At 58.7% G+C, this 17046-nt stretch carries 22 protein-coding genes; 8 read left to right on the top strand and 14 right to left on the bottom strand.

Annotated elements, in window-relative coordinates; translation table 11 throughout:
• Position 1: 1 nt before the first annotated feature.
• Genes K325_RS0101505 through K325_RS0101465 form a run of 9 tightly spaced genes read right to left on the bottom strand, consistent with a single transcriptional unit; the run spans position 2 to position 5942 of the window.
• Positions 2 to 1465, bottom strand: a complete 1464-nt coding sequence (locus tag K325_RS0101505) for a complex I subunit 5 family protein (RefSeq protein WP_211218125.1) — start codon at positions 1463 to 1465, stop codon at positions 2 to 4.
• Entirely contained in the window at positions 1462 to 1779 is a 318-nt protein-coding gene (locus K325_RS0101500) for an NADH-quinone oxidoreductase subunit K (RefSeq protein WP_029652481.1), read from the bottom strand. The genes K325_RS0101505 and K325_RS0101500 overlap by 4 nt, the downstream gene beginning before the upstream one ends.
• Complete coding sequence (locus tag K325_RS0101495) at positions 1776 to 2474, bottom strand: MnhB domain-containing protein (protein WP_051146524.1); 699 nt, start codon at positions 2472 to 2474, stop codon at positions 1776 to 1778. Before K325_RS0101495 ends, K325_RS0101500 begins: the two co-directional genes overlap by 4 nt.
• Positions 2474 to 2752 carry a Na(+)/H(+) antiporter subunit B gene (locus tag K325_RS0101490; protein WP_029652479.1) on the bottom strand — a complete coding sequence of 93 codons (279 nt, stop codon included), beginning with the start codon at positions 2750 to 2752 and terminating at the stop codon, positions 2474 to 2476. Before K325_RS0101490 ends, K325_RS0101495 begins: the two co-directional genes overlap by 1 nt.
• Positions 2745 to 3068, bottom strand: coding sequence for a cation:proton antiporter (locus K325_RS0101485; protein ID WP_036192829.1), 324 nt, complete (start codon positions 3066 to 3068; stop codon positions 2745 to 2747). Before K325_RS0101485 ends, K325_RS0101490 begins: the two co-directional genes overlap by 8 nt.
• Positions 3061 to 3363, bottom strand: a complete 303-nt coding sequence (locus tag K325_RS0101480; protein WP_029652477.1) for an MrpF/PhaF family protein — start codon at positions 3361 to 3363, stop codon at positions 3061 to 3063. The genes K325_RS0101485 and K325_RS0101480 overlap by 8 nt, the downstream gene beginning before the upstream one ends.
• Complete coding sequence (locus K325_RS17955; protein ID WP_051146523.1) at positions 3360 to 3872, bottom strand: Na+/H+ antiporter subunit E; 513 nt, start codon at positions 3870 to 3872, stop codon at positions 3360 to 3362. Before K325_RS17955 ends, K325_RS0101480 begins: the two co-directional genes overlap by 4 nt.
• A gap of 26 nt (positions 3873 to 3898) precedes the next feature.
• The gene (locus K325_RS0101470; protein ID WP_029652474.1) at positions 3899 to 4351 is read right to left on the bottom strand and encodes a universal stress protein; all 453 of its coding nucleotides are present in this window, start codon (positions 4349 to 4351) and stop codon (positions 3899 to 3901) included.
• Positions 4323 to 5942 carry a BCCT family transporter gene (locus tag K325_RS0101465; protein WP_036192828.1) on the bottom strand — a complete coding sequence of 540 codons (1620 nt, stop codon included), beginning with the start codon at positions 5940 to 5942 and terminating at the stop codon, positions 4323 to 4325. The genes K325_RS0101470 and K325_RS0101465 overlap by 29 nt, the downstream gene beginning before the upstream one ends.
• A gap of 105 nt (positions 5943 to 6047) precedes the next feature.
• Between K325_RS0101465 and cadR the strand changes: the two genes are divergently transcribed.
• Positions 6048 to 6509 (top strand): Cd(II)/Pb(II)-responsive transcriptional regulator, encoded by a 462-nt coding sequence (cadR, locus tag K325_RS0101460; protein WP_029652472.1) that lies wholly within the window; start codon positions 6048 to 6050, stop codon positions 6507 to 6509.
• A 68-nt stretch (positions 6510 to 6577) separates the two neighbouring features.
• The gene (locus tag K325_RS0101455) at positions 6578 to 7219 is read left to right on the top strand and encodes a cation diffusion facilitator family transporter (RefSeq protein WP_029652471.1); all 642 of its coding nucleotides are present in this window, start codon (positions 6578 to 6580) and stop codon (positions 7217 to 7219) included.
• 6 nt (positions 7220 to 7225) lie between these two features.
• On the opposite strand, the gene K325_RS0101450 is transcribed toward K325_RS0101455, so the two are convergent.
• Positions 7226 to 8149 carry an AEC family transporter gene (locus K325_RS0101450; RefSeq protein ID WP_029652470.1) on the bottom strand — a complete coding sequence of 308 codons (924 nt, stop codon included), beginning with the start codon at positions 8147 to 8149 and terminating at the stop codon, positions 7226 to 7228.
• Positions 8150 to 8336: 187 nt separating this feature from the next.
• Between K325_RS0101450 and K325_RS0101445 the strand changes: the two genes are divergently transcribed.
• From K325_RS0101445 to K325_RS0101420, 6 genes are all read left to right on the top strand, one after another.
• Positions 8337 to 8786, top strand: a complete 450-nt coding sequence (locus K325_RS0101445) for a c-type cytochrome (RefSeq protein WP_029652469.1) — start codon at positions 8337 to 8339, stop codon at positions 8784 to 8786.
• 10 nt (positions 8787 to 8796) lie between these two features.
• On the top strand, positions 8797 to 10212 hold the full coding sequence (locus K325_RS0101440; RefSeq protein ID WP_029652468.1) for a cbb3-type cytochrome c oxidase subunit I: 1416 nt from the start codon (positions 8797 to 8799) through the stop codon (positions 10210 to 10212).
• Positions 10213 to 10273: 61 nt separating this feature from the next.
• Positions 10274 to 11224 (top strand): 4Fe-4S binding protein, encoded by a 951-nt coding sequence (locus K325_RS0101435; protein ID WP_029652467.1) that lies wholly within the window; start codon positions 10274 to 10276, stop codon positions 11222 to 11224.
• A 14-nt stretch (positions 11225 to 11238) separates the two neighbouring features.
• Positions 11239 to 13062, top strand: a complete 1824-nt coding sequence (locus K325_RS0101430; RefSeq protein WP_029652466.1) for a nitric oxide reductase activation protein NorD — start codon at positions 11239 to 11241, stop codon at positions 13060 to 13062.
• An 11-nt stretch (positions 13063 to 13073) separates the two neighbouring features.
• Positions 13074 to 13649: a cytochrome c oxidase subunit 3 gene (locus tag K325_RS0101425; RefSeq protein WP_029652465.1), complete on the top strand. Its 576-nt coding sequence runs from the start codon at positions 13074 to 13076 to the stop codon at positions 13647 to 13649.
• A 12-nt stretch (positions 13650 to 13661) separates the two neighbouring features.
• Entirely contained in the window at positions 13662 to 13904 is a 243-nt protein-coding gene (locus K325_RS0101420; protein WP_029652464.1) for a cytochrome C oxidase subunit IV family protein, read from the top strand.
• A gap of 59 nt (positions 13905 to 13963) precedes the next feature.
• On the opposite strand, the gene K325_RS0101415 is transcribed toward K325_RS0101420, so the two are convergent.
• The 4 genes from K325_RS0101415 to K325_RS0101400 are packed head-to-tail and all read right to left on the bottom strand — an operon-like array spanning position 13964 to position 17041.
• Positions 13964 to 14296 (bottom strand): hypothetical protein, encoded by a 333-nt coding sequence (locus K325_RS0101415; RefSeq protein WP_228128364.1) that lies wholly within the window; start codon positions 14294 to 14296, stop codon positions 13964 to 13966.
• A gap of 13 nt (positions 14297 to 14309) precedes the next feature.
• Positions 14310 to 15092 carry a CbbQ/NirQ/NorQ/GpvN family protein gene (locus K325_RS0101410; protein WP_029652462.1) on the bottom strand — a complete coding sequence of 261 codons (783 nt, stop codon included), beginning with the start codon at positions 15090 to 15092 and terminating at the stop codon, positions 14310 to 14312.
• Positions 15093 to 15105: 13 nt separating this feature from the next.
• Positions 15106 to 15837: a PhnD/SsuA/transferrin family substrate-binding protein gene (locus K325_RS0101405; RefSeq protein ID WP_156836552.1), complete on the bottom strand. Its 732-nt coding sequence runs from the start codon at positions 15835 to 15837 to the stop codon at positions 15106 to 15108.
• A gap of 1 nt (position 15838) precedes the next feature.
• The gene (locus K325_RS0101400; protein WP_029652460.1) at positions 15839 to 17041 is read right to left on the bottom strand and encodes a cytochrome D1 domain-containing protein; all 1203 of its coding nucleotides are present in this window, start codon (positions 17039 to 17041) and stop codon (positions 15839 to 15841) included.
• Positions 17042 to 17046 lie beyond the last annotated feature (5 nt).

Below are 17046 nucleotides of genomic sequence, written 5' to 3'. Positions count from 1 at the left end.
ACTATCCTCCCTCCTCAAAAGGCAGGCTCATGACCGCCAGCACCGGCTCAGACACAAACCCCAGACAGAGCGACATCAGAGCCAGCATCATCGGTATTGCTTCCAGCACCCTGGGTGGATGATAAAACTGATCCTGTCCCCTGCTTTCAACAAACGACGCCCTGTATATGCGAAACACATACGCAGCCGACAGCAACCCGCCCAGCAACAGCACCGCCAGCCACCACCACTGGCCGCTGGCCAGGCTGGCCTGCAAAAGCAGCCATTTCGCCGTAAACCCCCCACTTGGCGGCAACCCCATCAGGGACACACCCGCCAGAGCAAACGAAAACAGAGAAAATGGCAGGAACCGACTCACCCCAGCCAACGCCTCCACCCGATTGCTGCCAACAGACAGGATGAGATTACCCGCTGCCAGAAACATCGCCGCTTTCGCCAGGGCATGACTGATCACCTGCAGCGCAATTCCCTGCTGAGCCAGTTGAACCACACTGTCAGGAACGCCAAACGTTAAAGGGAACAACAGGAACAGATAACCAATCTGAGCAACCGAGGAGTAGGCCACAACCTGTTTCAGGCGGGACTGGCAGAATGCCAGCCAGCTTCCCAGAATAACGGCCAGCGCCCCGGCGACACCGACGGCCTGGGCCAACACAAAACTTCCCAGTTCTTCTCCCAGAGCCAGCCATAGCCTTGCGGCTATGTAGAACGAAGCTTTTACAACAAGAGCAGAGAGCAGAGCACTGACCGGGGACTTGGCGATACCATGAGCAGGAGGCAACCAGCCATGCAACGGAAACAGTGCCGTTTTCAAGGCTAACCCGAGAATCATGATAAACAACCCAACCCCGGCACCGGGAAAAGACTCGGCTGAAGCCACCAGCGCCTGAATACCGGCCAGCGACAGGGAGCCGAACTGGCCGTATATCAGGGCCACCCCCAACAGGTAGGCCAGGGACCCTAACAACGCGGCCAACAGATATCGTATGGCCGCCCGCAATGCGCCAACATTCCCCGCCAGAGCCACCAGCCCGACCGAACACAGGCTGATCAGCTCCAGACCAACGTATAAATTGAACAGATCCGCTCCCAGCCAGACACCGTTCAAGCCCGCCCAGAGAAACCAGAACAGGGGCCAGAAGTAACGGTGTCGCCCCGTCTCTGGCGACAGATAATCCCCTGCGTGCCAGCCGCATGCGCACGCCACAACGGCCGTGAGCACCACAAAGGTTACCGCCAGACCATCCACCCGGAGCTCAATCCCCAAAGGGGCTTTCCATCCCCCCAACGGATAGTAAAAGCCTCCGTCCTGAGCGACCGTCATCCAGAGCCCGGCCGCCACCAGAAACTGGGCCAGAATCCCCAACCGGGTCAGAACTCTGCCCAACCTGAAAGCCGGAAACAGTGTCAGCACAGCCCAGGCCAGGGGCGTAAACAGCAGTCCCGCCATCAACCAGGGCGTCACTCCATCGGCTCCTTCCGTTCTTCACAAACCACCAAACCAGTCTGACCAGAGAGATGGTAGTAACGCCGCATAAGGACGACTGCCAGCGCCGTGGCCGCAATGGTGACAACGATGCCGGTCAACACCATTGCCTGCGGCACCGGATCGGGAACACCACGATGCTGAGCCAGCCCAACCAACACCAGAAACACACCGGAGCCCATAAGATTGAAAGCCAGGAGCTTCCTCAACAAGTGCTCCAAAACCGTGAATCCCAGCCCTCCCATCGCACACAGGGCAACACCCGCAAACGCATACAGCAGAGAAACGCTCATTCTGCCCCTCCCTCTTCCAGCTCCTCGGCCGGGTCGATGGGAGCCGCAACAAATAACGCCAGCAGCACCATCGCGATGGACAGGGTCAACCCGGTTTCGATCAGAACGATTAAGGGCTTGGTGATCACCTCGGGGTATTGCAGGAAAACATCGCCATCCAGGGCGCTCGCCAGTGCCACCACCAGAAACACAGAAAACCCAACCGTCAACCCCAACCGAAGCATGACGCCCGGCCTCAGAAAGTCCATGGGCACACCCCCCAGGCGCATCAGCACTGCGGTAGCTGCAAGAACCGAGCCCGCCTGAAAGGCACCTCCCGGGCGATCTGAGCCCGCCCATAACAGGTAACCGGCAAAGAGCATCATTACCGGGAAAAACCATCGTTCAAGGGCATACAGCAGGGAATCCGAAGTTCTCAGCCCGGGATCTTCCAGAGAACGGGTCCTCGACATCGAAATCCCGGCAATGCCAGCGATCACCAGCACCGCAATTTCCAACAGGGTGTCGTAACTTCGGAAATTCAGCAGTACCGCTGTGACCGGATGCTCTACCCCTGCGGCCTGCAGGTTTTCAGACACCAGGGTCGGCAAGCTGACCGGTACCGGAGCTTCAGCAATGGTCCAGACCGCCCATGCCAGCCCCGCAAAAACACCGGAAAACACCATACCCGCCGTCACCAACGTGAGCCGTCCCATCAATCCGACTCCTCACCTTCCCCGCGTTGACTCGGGCGACGCACCTCCCCCAGATGTCTCGCCGCGTCCAGCAACAGAACACCACTGAGGCCTGCTCCGATGGCAGCCTCAGCCAAAGCGATGTCGGGCGCGTGTAATCGCACCCAGCCCAGAGACATCAGAAGCCCAAAAGCTATAAACATCACCACAGCCCGGAACAGATCACGGGATAACAAGGTCGCCGCCCCTGTAACCAGCAACGCCACCACGAGAGTCAGGTCAATCAGCCAGTCAGTCATCACGCTGATACTCCTCGTTCAGCGTCATCCCGGGCCGACGCTGAACCGTCCTCGCCACCAGGTGGGCAGAGGTGGCGCTGGCAGCCAGTGCGGCTCCCCAGACCAGCATCAGCTTGACGCCTCCAGCCACCGACTCCACCGCTGGCAATAACCCGATGACGATAAACCCCAGGCCCAGGTTATCCACTTTGGTCAGGGCATGGACCCGTGAAAGGGTGTCGGAAAAACGGAACAGCCCCAGTGTACCGATAGCAAAAAAGCCACCTCCGACGGCAAGACAAATCCACTGCCAGCCTTTAATAAGCAGATCAGGCATTGCGATCCTCCTCGTTGGCCCCACTCCTCCCGTCACCTGATACGGAGGGCGCCACGCGAGTCACAAAGGCGACCAGGGCCAGCACCGACAACAGAGCCAGCGTCAGGGCGACATCCACCAAGGCCGGAGCCTCGAGAGCTTCCGAGAGCACCAGAAGGAAGCCTACCCCCGTCGTCCCGAACAACTGGGAGGCCAGCATTCTGTCTGCGGGATCAGGGCCCCGCCAGATCCTGACCAGGGCCACCAACAGAGTGAACAGAAGAATTGCCGCCACAGCATTGAGCACAGCCGTCATGATTTCGCCTCCTCTTCGCTCAGAGACAAGCCGAACACCGTGGCGACACGGGCCTCAGTCGTCCGCACATCCCGAACCACCGCCTGACGGGTATCAAGACAATGCAGCCAGAGCCACTCGCCCTCAAACCGGACGCTCAGGGTCCCGGGCATCAGCGACAGCGTGTTGGCCAGCAACCACCGGGGAGAGCCATCAGGTAACCGTAGACGAACCCGGATCTGTCCAGGGTGGACATCAACAACGGGTTTCAGGAGACGTCGGGCTACATCAAGGCCCGCAATCAGCGACTTCACCAGAAAGTATCCGGCGAAACGAACAAGGCCGGGCAAAGACAACCGATAACCCGACGGGGGAAAGAGCATAACTGACAGCCTGGCCGCCAGAACGGCTACGACCAAACCAAACCCAAGGGCCGAAGGTTCACCCAGGGTCAACGCCCACCACACGGCCAGGAGACACAGCGTTCTTAGACTCAATGGCCACAGACGGCTCCCTTGATATCTGAGCATTGGCTCTCCTTAGGCGGACAGGTGGATCAATCCTCACACTCGACTTCAGGCTTATCCCGTGACGGAAGCACAAGAACAGCACACGGTGCATTCACCGACACATATTCAACAGTGGCACGCCTCAAAGGCCAGTGGCCACTACCACCACGGGAAACCAGGATCATCAGGTCCGCACCCAGCTGGCCGGCCAGCGCCACCAGTTTTTCTCCAGCCGTACCCGCAACAACATGCAAACTGGCCGCCTGATTCAGCGGCAGGTATTTCCGCGCAATCAGGTCCAGATGATGTCGCACTCCGGCCTCCTTATCCTCTGGTGCATCCTCGGTCACATGGGGAAAGAAACCAGAGCCACCCGGATTGAATACACTGGCAAGGTGCAATTCGCCGCTGTCGTCCAGCAGTGGCAGTGCCGCACCCAGCGCTTGCTTGCCCTCTCCATCGTCTTCCGGATCAATCGCGATCAATAGCTTCCGGTACATACTCAGTCTCCTGTTTGGGGTCTGCGCCTGCTTCCACCTCCGGAAAAGCCCGCCCGCGCACCAAATCATCCACACTGTACCCCCGGTAATCCGCATGCAGTGCCCGATAGAGTGACACAGCCATGAAGACGAGCAGAATACAGAACGGTAATCCAAGGGAGGTAATCACGTTCTGCAGAGCCTCAAGCCCACCGGCCAGCAACAGCGTTGCCGCAATAACGCCCTGGGTTGCGGCCCAGAAAATACGCTGGCGCACCAGGGAAGGCTGATCATCCCGCCGGGTCAGCATATCGATCACCAACGATGCGGAATCGGACGACGTAGTGAAAAAGATCACAATGATCACAACACTCAAGGCAGAAGCCGTTTCGGCCAGTGGAAAAGCTTCCAGAAACGCAAAAATGGCGACCGACGGATCTGTCCGGACCTGCTCAGCCAACGGAATCTGCCCGGACATCTCAACGTGAATCGCAGAAAGCCCAAATATACCGAACCAGACCAGAGTGAAGGCCGTCGGCGCAAACAACACCCCCGCGACAAACTCCCGAATGGTGCGCCCCCGGGAAATACGGGCAATGAAAATACCAACATAGGGTGCCCAGGAGATGGTCCAGGCCCAGTAGAACAAGGTCCAGTTGCGCTGCCAGTCGCTCTCCCGGAAGGTTTCCGTCCAGAACGCCAGCCAGGGCAAGGCATCAAAGTAATCCCCCACACTCTGGACCATCCCCTCGGCAATGAACACGGTCGGGCCGACCACAAATACAAACAAAAGGAGACCAAGTGCCAGCAGGATGTTCAATTGGGAAAGCCGACGAACGCCCTTATCAAGACCAAGGGCTACCGAAGTTGCAGCAATACTGGCGATAACCGCAATCAGCAACACCTGAACCAGACCCGACGCAGGCACGCCAAACAGATAGTTCAGGCCACTGTTCAGCTGCAAGGTTCCCAACCCGAGTGACGTGGCCACACCAAACAGGGTACCCAGTACCGCAATGACATCCACGGCCCAGCCCCAGGGGCCAAAGGTTCGTTCACCAAGTATCGGATAAAACAGACTGCTGATGCGCATGGGCAGATGATGGCGATAGGCAAAGTAGCCAATGGCCAGGCCGGGCATCGCAAAAATTGTCCAGGTGTGCAGGCCGAAATGGTAAAGCGCAATGGTCATGGCGCTACTGGCCGCCTGCTCTGATCCGCTTTCAACCCCATCAAATGGCGGGCGGGCAAAGTGTGAGATGGGCTCCGCCACCCCCCAGAACATCAGGATGGTGCCAATGCCGGCCGCAAACAACATGGTGAACCAGGTTAAGTTGGAGTAGTCGGGACGGCTATCGTCCGCCCCCAGGCGAATACGGCCATAACGGCTGACCGCCAGCGCCAGCAGGAATACCAGCAAAGAAGAGACCGACAGGATATAGAACCAGCCAAGGTTGCGGGCCACCCAGCCCGTCAGCTCGCCAAAGCTTGCAGCAACCGCCTTATCATAGGGAATGGCCAGTGCGACAAACAGCACAGCGATGCCGGCCGAGGTAAAGAAAACTCCGGGTATCGTCTGCAGTCCCAGCCGGTGTTGCAGCCGCTCCAGCACGGGGGCCTCCTCATTCCATGAATCGATTGCGTCACTGTACCACAACGAAATCACAGCCCACTGGGTTAAGATTTGACCACCGTCAGGTATTACAAGGACTATTCCATGAAAATTGGGGAACTGTCACGGCAGACCGGTGTTCCGGTCGAAACCATACGCTACTTTGAGAAGATCGGACTGATGCCGGAACCCGACCGGGGAGACAACGGTTATCGCAGCTACCGGGAAGAACACCTCGACCGCCTGCTGTTCATCCGACGCTGCCGAAACCTGGACATGGCCCAGGATGAAATCCGGGAACTGATCCGGCTGGCAGAGAAGCCCACGGCTGACTGTTCCGACGTCAATGAGCTGCTGGCCAGGCACCTGTCTCACGTCAGGGCACGTCTCAGAGAACTCACCAGTCTGGAACAGATACTGGTCAACCTCCAGGACGCCTGCTCAGACCCCGGGACCATCCGTGAATGCGGAATCCTCGGAAGCCTCAGCGAAGAACTGACCAATATCCCGGAGCCTCAGGATGACAACCATGTGCCGGGAAGCCACAGACCCGGACATCATGACTAAAGGGTGTTGACCCTGTAGCAACTACAGGGTTTTTAATAGAGGCCTCATTTCACTCATTCGAGGTCTCTATGGCGTGCTCCTGTTCTGCTCCCGAACCCAAAACACCCGCTCCGGGATTCCGTAAAGCACTCTGGATTGCTCTGTGGGTCAATCTGGCCATGTTTCTTGTGGAAGGGGTCGCCAGTATGCAATCGGGCTCCGTTGCCCTGATGGCAGATGCCATCGATTTCTTTGGCGACAGCGCCAACTACCTGTTGTCTCTGAGCGTTCTGGGTATGGGCATGCTCTGGCGAGGCCGTGCAGCCATGGTCAAAGGATTAACCATGGCACTGTTTGGGATCGTCGTCTGGAGCCGGGCTGTCTGGGTTCTGCAGAGCGGCGTCGCCCCCGAGCCCCTGACCATGGGTCTGGTGGGTCTTCTGGCACTTGCCGCCAACGTGGGGGTTGCGGTGATACTGTTCCGTTTCCGCGACGGTGACTCCGACATGCGGTCGGTCTGGCTCTGCAGCCGCAACGACGCCATCGGCAATCTGGCGGTCATGGCCGCAGCCCTTGGGGTATTCGGCACCGGAAGCGCCTGGCCAGACCTGATAGTGGCGGCCATTATGGGTACGCTCGCCATCAGCGCCGGCATCAGCGTGGTTCGTCATGCCCGCTCGGACATTGAGACGGCCAGACGGGATGCCCGGCTGCAGACCAGCGAGTCCTGATCAACCTCAGGCGCCGAAGACCAGAGCAATCATCACCGGGATAAACCCGAGGGCAAACAAGGTGCTGAGGAGAGTGGTCCCGGCGGCCTGACGGGGCGAGGCATCCAGCAAAGTGGCGATCACCACGGTGTTGGCCGCAATCGGTGTGATCGACATGAGGAAGATCGCCTGATGGACCTCCTCGCTGTATATCCCGAGCCAATGGCCATCAAGCCACCAGAAAGCAAGCGCCAGCGCAGGCCAGGCAACAAACTTTCCGAAAAATGCGAGGGCGGTGAACCTTGGGTTCCCCGCCAGCCCCCGGAAGCTGGTGATGCCCATGCCGATAATCATCATCCCCAGAATGCTATAGGCACCCCGCAGGTTATCGAACAGAGGCACAAACACTTCCGGTATAGAGATCTCTGACAGGTTCAGCAGAACCGCCGCCAGAAAGGCATACACGGCTGGCAGCCGGACTACCCTTCGCAACGAGTCACGGATGCTGTATTTGCCGCGTGCCGCCAGATAGAACCCGACCGATGTCTCGAACAGCGTTGTGCCCAGCATGCAGACAATGTACAGCGCCAGCCCCTCCTCTCCGAACAGAAGCAAGGCCACAGGAATGCCGAAATAGCCGGTATTACCGGTCGCCACCGACAACGGGATCACCGCCGCACTGCCGTCCGAGAGCAGCCTTCGGGCCAGCGCCATGTGAATCAGGGAAATCACGGTACAGAAACCAAACACCAGCGCAGGCAACAGAATCACTTCCGGGGTCAGCGGAGCAGCCATCACACCGGAGAACACCACCGACGGAGTCACGATGTACAACATGATTCCGGCAATGTGCCGGCCACTGGCTTCAAGAAAGCGCCCCGCAATCCAGCCCAGGGCAACGGTGACATAAAGCGGCAGAAGTTTGAGCGACAGGGCCAGCGCAGCGGACATGAACTCTCCAGAAACAACGTGGGGGTATAACCAGCGAGGCAGTCTATCACCTACCTATCAAGAGGTAACTCCCCAGCGCAATAGAGAAACCCCGGATCATCTTTGATAATCATCAATAGCATTCGGGATACATCTTTATATCCTAGTGGGGCAGTCAGGTATTAGTAACAACCAAGGAGAGAGACCAATGGCCGAGCGCTTTACCAAAAGCATGGCCAGGAACATATACCTGGGGGGAAGTGCATTCTTCGTCCTGTTGTTCCTGGCTCTGACTTTTGATACTCAGCTGCGCGCGATGCCCGAGCGGGACAACCGCGAGGAGCTCACCGATCAGGTGGTGCGCGGCAAACATCTGTGGGAAGAGAACAACTGTGTCGGTTGTCATTCCATCATGGGCGAAGGCGCTTACTTCGCTCCCGAACTGGCCAACGTATTTGACCGCCGCGGCGGCAGTGATACAGAGGTCTTCAAGTCCTACATGAAAGCCTGGATGAACGCCATGCCCACCAATATTCCGGGCCGGCGGCAGATGCCAAACTTCAACCTCACCGATGCCGAGATTGAAGACCTGGCGGCCTTCCTGGAGTGGACTTCCAAGATAGACGACAACGACTGGCCACCCAACATCGAAGGGTAAGGGAGCAGATATGAAATACGAATCTCAAAGGGTCGCCATGCCCTACTTCATCTTTGCCCTGATTCTGTTTGCCGGCCAGATCGTGTTCGGCCTGATTCTGGGCCTCCAGTACGTTGTGGGGGATTTCCTGTTCCCGGAAATTCCGTTCAACGTTGCGCGGATGGTACACACCAACCTGCTGATCGTCTGGCTGCTGTTTGGCTTTATGGGTGCCACCTACTATCTGGTACCGGAAGAAGCCCAGACCGAGCTGCACAGTCCGTTACTGGCGTGGATTCTGTTCTGGGTGTTTGCTGCGGCCGGTACCCTGACCATTCTGGGCTACCTGTTCGTGGACTACGCCACCCTGGCGGACATCACCATGAACAAGCTGTTGCCCACCATGGGCCGGGAGTTCCTGGAGCAGCCGACGATCACCAAGATCGGCATTGCGGTGGTGGTGGTTGCCTTCCTATACAACATTTCCATGACAGCGCTCAAAGGTCGCAAGACCGTGGTCAACATTGTACTGATCACCGGCCTGGTGGGCCTGGCGGTACTCTGGCTGTTCTCCTTCTACAACCCGGGCAACCTGGCCACCGACAAGTACTTCTGGTGGTTTGTGGTTCACCTCTGGGTAGAAGGCGTGTGGGAGCTGATCATGGGCGCCATCCTGGCCTACGTGCTGATCAAGCTGACCGGTGTCGACCGGGAAGTGATTGAGAAGTGGCTGTACGTGATCATTGCCATGGCACTGATTACCGGCATTATCGGTACCGGGCACCACTTCTTCTGGATCGGGCCACCCGAGTACTGGCTGTGGCTGGGGTCTGTGTTCTCTGCACTGGAACCGCTGCCGTTCTTCATGATGGTGGTCTTCGCCTTCACCATGATCAACCGTCGCCGCCGGAACCACCCGAACAAGGCCGCCATGCTCTGGGCCATGGGCACTACCGTGATGGCCTTCCTCGGCGCTGGCGTCTGGGGCTTCCTGCACACCCTTGCCCCCGTCAACTACTACACCCACGGCAGCCAGATCACCGCCGCCCACGGTCATATGGCCTTCTACGGCGCCTACGTGATGATTGTGCTGACCATCATTTCCTACGCCGTTCCCATCATGCGCGGTCGCCCCTACGGCAACAGCAATACGGCCCAGGTTGTGGAAATGTGGGGTTTCTGGCTGATGACCATTTCCATGGTGTTCATCACGCTGTTCCTGACCGGTGCCGGCGTCCTGCAGGTCTGGCTGCAACGCATTCCGGAAAGCGGTGAGGCCTTGTCTTTCATGGCAGGCCAGGATCAGATTGCCCTGTTCTACTGGATGCGATTCGTCGCCGGAGCCTTCTTTATGGCTGGCCTGGTGGTGTACTTCGGCAGCTTCTTCATTAAAGGTCAGGCCAGCCCTGCCGAAGAAGTCCGCGGTCCTGCCACAGCAGACGCCTGATAAGGCCTGATCGCCGGGGCCTTCGGGCCCCGGCAAATTTCCGAAACCCTGGACAACCTCAGTGCATGCGCAAACCGTCAACTCAAAAGACACTCTCCAGCAGAAGCGCCTGATTACCCGCAGCGCCTTCTTCCTGCTGTTTTTGCTTGCGCCTGTACTCAATATTTTCCGTTACGACCTGACCGAAACCCACTTCATTCTGTTGGGATTCCCGCTGTCGTTTAACCTGAACCTGGATTGGGTCGCCCACAGCACGCCTGCCGAAGTCGCCGGACAGATTCTGTTCTGGTTCATCCTGCCTATTCTGGTGCTGGTGCCTCTGGTGCTCTGGATCGCCTTCAAATGGGGCCGCCTGTACTGCGGCTGGCTGTGCCCGCACTTCTCCGTGGTAGAGACCGTCAACAGCCTGATGAGTCGCATTACCGGGCGCCCCACCTTGTGGGAGGCCCTGAAGAAAGGCCGTACCGGAAAAACCATTCACTGGGCGGGCCTTACCCTGATTTGCGCGCTGATCGGCTTTTCCTGGGCACTGGCCATGCTGTCCTACCTGCTGCCGCCGATGCCGCTGTATACCGATCTGGTTACCGGCCAGCTAAGCCTGTACCCGAGTATTTTCCTGGCGGTCGCCACCTCGGTGTTCACCTTCGATTTTCTGTTTGCCCGGCACCTGTTCTGCAAATACGGCTGCGCCTTCGGCATTGTTCAGAGCATTGCCTGGATGACCAACGGCAGAGCTCCGGTAGTGACCTTCGATGCCAGCCGGGCAGCCGCCTGCCGGGACTGCACCAAAGCCTGTGACGAAGCCTGCCCCATGCGGCTGCCAACCCGCAGTCATAAACGGGCAAAATTCAGCTGTACCCAATGTCTGCAATGCGTAAGCGCATGCCGGGAAGTACAGAAAAACAACCCGGCCGGCGCCTTGCTGACCTGGGAGCCGGGCAAACCCGGCAAACAAACGGTGCTGATTCCGGTTCGCGAGGTGGAATCCACCCCGCGCCAACCGCGAACCTGACATGAGGACACAAGATGGAAGAGTGGGTCGGACTCAAATGGCATGACTATGTTACCCGCCAGGCCATGGGTGAGTTTCCGGAATACGCTGTGCACCTGAAAGACGAGGCACGGACTCTGGGCGTCCTGTTCCGGGCCATGGGAGGAGACCCAGCTCTGAGCCTGGTCACGGCCGAGCCAAGGCACGTCCAGATTCGGCGCCGGTTCCTGCAGAAACTGGCTGGAACCCACCGCAAGTTCGAATTGGCCTGGCGCGACGACGAAAGCCTGCGTTTACCAGACAAACTCGCGCTTTTCCCCTCCAAAAAAGTCAACCGGGAGCTGTATCTTTGGCTGGCGGCACTGGCATCACTCGGCGAGATCCACCACCACAGCTGGCTACACGGCAACCAGGCCATGGTTCAGGCACTACTGGCGCGCTGGCCCGGGCTCGAATCCATGTATCAGAGGCTGGTCAGACACACCCTTCACTGGCGCCCTCACCCCGACAGTCTCCGGGGCCACGAAGCTGAACGTGAAACGGCTATCCGACAGGCCCTGATTCATCCGGGCAGCGTCCGCGACCTGCCCGAAGCGCTCACCGATCCGTGGCCTGTGGTGCTCTGGCTCTACCCGGTGCTTGGACGCGGCAAACTCAAAGGCCAGATCATTGGCGACGATAATACCCTGTCCAAATCCGGTGGACTGACCAAGAAACGCAAGCGTCGACGCGCCGAGCGGGTTGATGCCTTCGATAAAGACCAGGGCCTGATGCTGTTCCGGCTGGAGAACCTGTTCTCCTGGTCTGAGTTCATTCCGGTGGACCGGGCCGGCGATGACAGCGACGAGGATGATGCCAACGCAGTCGCCGACGACATGGATATGATCTCGGTGTCCCAGGACCGGCGCGAGGCTTCTTCCGCCATAAAATTCGACCTGGACCTCCCATCAGAGGAACACGATGACCTGCCGCTGGGCCCTGGCATCCATCTCCCGGAATGGGACTGGCGCCGGCAAGACTACCGGGAAAAATTCTGTTGCCTGCAACCTCTGCTCAGTAAAGAAGCCGGGGCTGCGGTTCTGCCAGAACATCTGAAGCGCCCGGCCCAGACCCTGCGAAGGCAGTTCAGCGCCCTCAAACCTTTGAGGCAATGGGAGCGCCGGCAACGGGAAGGGGAAGAGCTGGACCTCGACGCCTGCCTGGAACGGGTAGTTCAGCACCGGCGCGGTTTGGGTGAAGCCGATCAGAAACTGTTCCGGCAATGCAAACAGAATCAGAGAGACCTCGCCTGCCTGGTACTTACAGATGTGTCGCTGTCTACCGACACCTACATCAACAACCACCAGCGGGTGATCGACATCGCGCGGGACGGCCTGCAACTGTTGAGTGAAGCCCTGACCGCAAGCCGCGATCCATTTGCGCTGTTCGCCTTTTCATCACGGCGACGGGACCACATCCGTTTCCACCACATCAAGGGTTTCAACGAACCCTACAACGACACCACGCGGGGCCGGATTCAGGCGCTGGAGCCAGGCTACTACACCCGTATGGGCGCCGCGATCCGACAGTCCATCAAACTGCTTGAGGCACGGCCAGAGCATCAGAAAATCCTGTTACTGCTGACCGATGGCAAGCCCAACGACCTGGACCTGTACGAGGGCCGCTATGGTGTGGAAGACACCCGCATGGCCGTTCAGGAAGCCCACAAGGCCGGCCTGACACCCTTTTGCGTAACCATCGACGAAGAAGCTAACGAGTACCTGCCTTACGTGTTCGGCAGCAGCAACTTCGTGGTGATCAAAGACCCGGTACAGCTACCGGGCCAGTTGCCCAAACTCTATATGAACCTGACCCGCTAACGGAGACCGAAATGACAGAACTTCAGGCCCGGCGCCCGGCGCACCTGCCCGGAGACATCGCCGTCTGGATTTTCATTTTTGCGGAACTGGCCGTCTTTGCCATCATGTTCATCGGCTTTGGCATTGCACGCAGTCTCGACCCGGACACCTTCCACGCTGGCCGCCAGGCCCTGCACCCCTGGACCGGGCTGATCAACACCTTCGGCCTGATAACCGCCAGCTATCTGGTCGCCCTGTCGGTACACCGCCTACGTGACCGCAAACCCGGCACCGCTGCCCTGCTCTGGGCCGGCGTCGCGGCTTCCTCCATCTACACCTTCGGCAAACTCTGGGAGTACGCCGACCTCTACGGCAACGGCTACAACCTGGGTACCGACACGTTCTTCATGTTCTATTTCTTCCTCACCTTCTTCCACTTCATGCATGTGGTTCTGGGCCAGATCATACTCGTGTTGCTGGCGGTAAAGGTGAAGAAAGGTGACTACAACGGCGACGACATGAACGGCATGGAATCCGGCGCCTCGTACTGGCACATGGTCGACCTGGTGTGGCTGGTGCTGTTCCCGATGCTCTACGTACTGGCGTAAGGAGACATTCTGATGCTAGCGGTTTATATCACTCTGATGATCTGCACCATGGCACCCGTGGTGGCCTTACAGACCGGTGCAAATCTGTCGATTCTGGTGTGGCTGGTGTTCGCTCTGGTGATCGTAAAAGCCGTGTTACTGGTCGACCACTTCATGGAAATGAAACATGCGCCCTTGGGTTGGCGCTTAGCGGCGCAGGGCTGGGCAGTTGTGGTCGTGGCTGTTTTGGCGGGAGTCCACGGGCTACAGCTCTGACATTTGCAGGTTGGTTCGGGACCGCCGCCCCGAACCAACCCTCCGTCTAAACCCAAAATTCAAAGCAAGCGTCGCGGAAAGTAAGGCGGTTTGTTACCAATCGCCTGCGCCAGAGCAATCATCCCCCACAATACAAACGAGGTATGGAGCACCACGGCCCAGACAATCGCATAGGTCCAGAACAAACCGGTATTGCCATACACAAACCAGCAAATCGCCACCCCGGAACTGATCAGCACCGCGCCGAGAATCGACATATAAACCCCGGCCTTGCTGTGGACCCGGCGCAGCTCACTGGCCTCGCCGGACTTCATGGCAATAACCAGCAGCACCAGAAAGCCAATGATCGGCAACGCCAGCAGGTTCAGCAAATACCAGATAACCGGAGCCATTGCCCCGGGCTCCTTAGTCTTCAGACTGTCCGAATACCGCATACACCACCTCCATCAGTGCATTTACCGTTACCGCATCGTCCGACAGCGGCTCAATCATTCCCGCCCGGCAAGCCTCGATGTGCGGCATGCCCGACGCGACCAGATAAGCTGTATGGATCAGCAACCGAGTGGAGGCAGCCTCTTCCAGATCATGATCTTTCAGTTTACGTAACGCACTGGCCAGCCCCACCAGTTGACTCGCAAGATCCGCGTCACACCCGGATTCCTCCCGCACAATGGCCTGCTCCAGATCCGGCGTCGGATAATCAAAACTCATGGACACAAAACGCTGCCGGGTGCTGGGCTTCATGCCCTTCAGCAAACTCTGATAACCGGGGTTGTATGACACCACCAGCATGAATCCGGGCGCAGCCTGGAGCAGCTCGCCGGTTCGCTCAATGGGCAGTTCACGACGATCGTCGGCCAACGGATGCAGCACCACCGTGGTGTCCTTGCGGGCTTCCACAACTTCATCCAGATAGCAAATTCCCCCTTCCCGAACCGCCCGGGTGAGCGGCCCATCCTGCCAGTAGGTACCCTCAGGTCCAATCAGGTGACGGCCAACCAGATCAGAGGCCGTAAGGTCATCATGACAGGCTACGGTGTAAACCGGTCGGCCCAGCTTTTCAGCCATGTAACGGACAAAGCGGGTTTTGCCACACCCGGTAGGGCCTTTGATCAGCACCGGGAGCCCATGTTCAGCGGCAGCGGTAAACAGAGCGATTTCATTGCCTGCAGGTTGATAGAAGGTCATGGACGGCTTCCTTTTATGGTAGGGAATCGGGTGGCGCAAAGCCGCTCACCCATTCCGGAAAAAGCGTAAAAATCTGACGGTCGTCTCCCCGCCTGAGCTCAAGGAGTGCCTGACGGCAAGTCTGCAGGGCAGGACCGATCTCCGACGTCGAGGCATACCAGCCTGCACCTTGCACAGGCTGCCCCTGCCACGTGATGGTCAGCCCCTGCGGCTCCAGAAACGGCCTGACCAGACCAAGCTCCGAAACCGCTGCGTGTGTGTTGTTGTGCAGCAACAATCCCAGCGCGGAACTGAAATCCCCCGCCTCATAACGCTGCCCTTTGCCGGGCCGGATACCATGAGCAGCGAGGGCCTCAAGCGCCAGGACACCCGACAAAGGATCGCGCCCTGCCACCAGAGAAACATCCCGACCTTCAAGCTCCAGGAGCGAGCTGACACCGGCAGACTTTCGAGTCACCCAGACAGGAACCGGGTGGCGGCCATCGGCGTTCACCGATGTAAGCACGAGCATCTCCCCCCGGTTTCCTGGCCGAAACACCAGGTCACTCTCACCGGCCCCGTTAAACACCAGCTCGGCGTGGCACCCTTTTGCCGCCAGATACCGTTGCAACCGATAGCTGGCCACCGTTGTCGAACGCGCCTCGGTCCATACCTCAAGCCTGGCAGATGCAGGCCCGGCAGGCAGTCCGGCTCCGGTGGCACCGACACTGCTGGCCATTAACCACAGGCAGACGACGTTGCGCATGTCACAGGCCCAACTGGTGCGCCCGGTTGGTAAAAAAGATACCGGAGGGTTTCTGTGCCGGCAGCGTAGCAACCGGCTCCAGCGTACGAGTGCTGTATACCGTCACCCGGTTGCTGTCCCGGGAGGACACCCAGACTTCTTCTCCACGGGGCGTAAACTCCATATGCAACACAGACTTGCCCGGTTCCAGCGTGCGGATGACTTCCCGGGCCCGGGAATCAATCACCTGCACCACATCGTTCAGCGGGTGGGCAAAGCTGACCCAGATCTGACGGTTGTCCGGGCTGGCCATAACAAACACTGGCTGGCCCTGCACCGGTATACGCTGCACCATGCGCCAGTCTTCCATATCCGCCACCAGTACCTCGTGGCGCCCGACCGCTGGCACAAACGCATAGCCATCAGCTATCGCCCAGCCTTCCAGGTGCGGCATTTTGTACACTGGCAAACGCTGCTCACCTTTACCGTAGCCCGGCAGGATTGTCCGGGCTCCCTGTCCCGGTGCCCACAGATCCATCATCGACAACCCATCTTCACCAAACAAGCCGGCAATGTAATAACGGCCATCCGGCGTAATCAGCGCATCGTAGGGCTCTTTACCGGCAGGATACCGCTCCACACCGGGGGGATGACGGTGCATATCCACCGTCCAGATCTCACCCGCATCAAACAGGCTGAACACAAACTGGTTGCCCGGCGCATCCACCAACCCAACGGTTTTAGACTGCCTCTGTTCGCCCTGGGCATTGGTATAAATTGCTGGAATCTCCGCCACGAGGTCCAGCGTGCTGCTATCAAAAATGTTGACGCCGCCGGGCTCGTAATTGGAAACCGCCACGTATCGGCCATTCTGGGAAATCGCACCGCCGATGCTATTGCCAGACTGGATAATCCGATCGGTTACCTTGCGGGTTAACAGATCAACCCGGGTAAGCCCGCCATCACGGCCAAAGACGTAGCCGTAACGGGCATCCCGGGAATACACCACCGAGGCGTGGGACAAGTCACCCAACCCCTCCACCCGGCCCAGAACGGCGTGTTCCGAATGATCCACAACCAACACCGAACCGGTGGCCCGCTCAATGATAAGGCCCAGATCCCCGGTCCCCCGGAGCTCCCTGCCCTCTGGCGGAGGAAGGGTCTGGCAACCGGTTGAGATTAAAACAGCCATGGTCAGGGCGGCGGAGACAAGCAGACGTTTCATCGGTG

The organism is Marinobacter daepoensis DSM 16072, from assembly GCF_000421165.1.
GTDB lineage: Bacteria > Pseudomonadota > Gammaproteobacteria > Pseudomonadales > Oleiphilaceae > Marinobacter > Marinobacter daepoensis.
The sequence above is the reverse complement of the archived record's forward strand: the minus strand, read 5'-3'. Positions and strand labels throughout refer to the sequence as shown.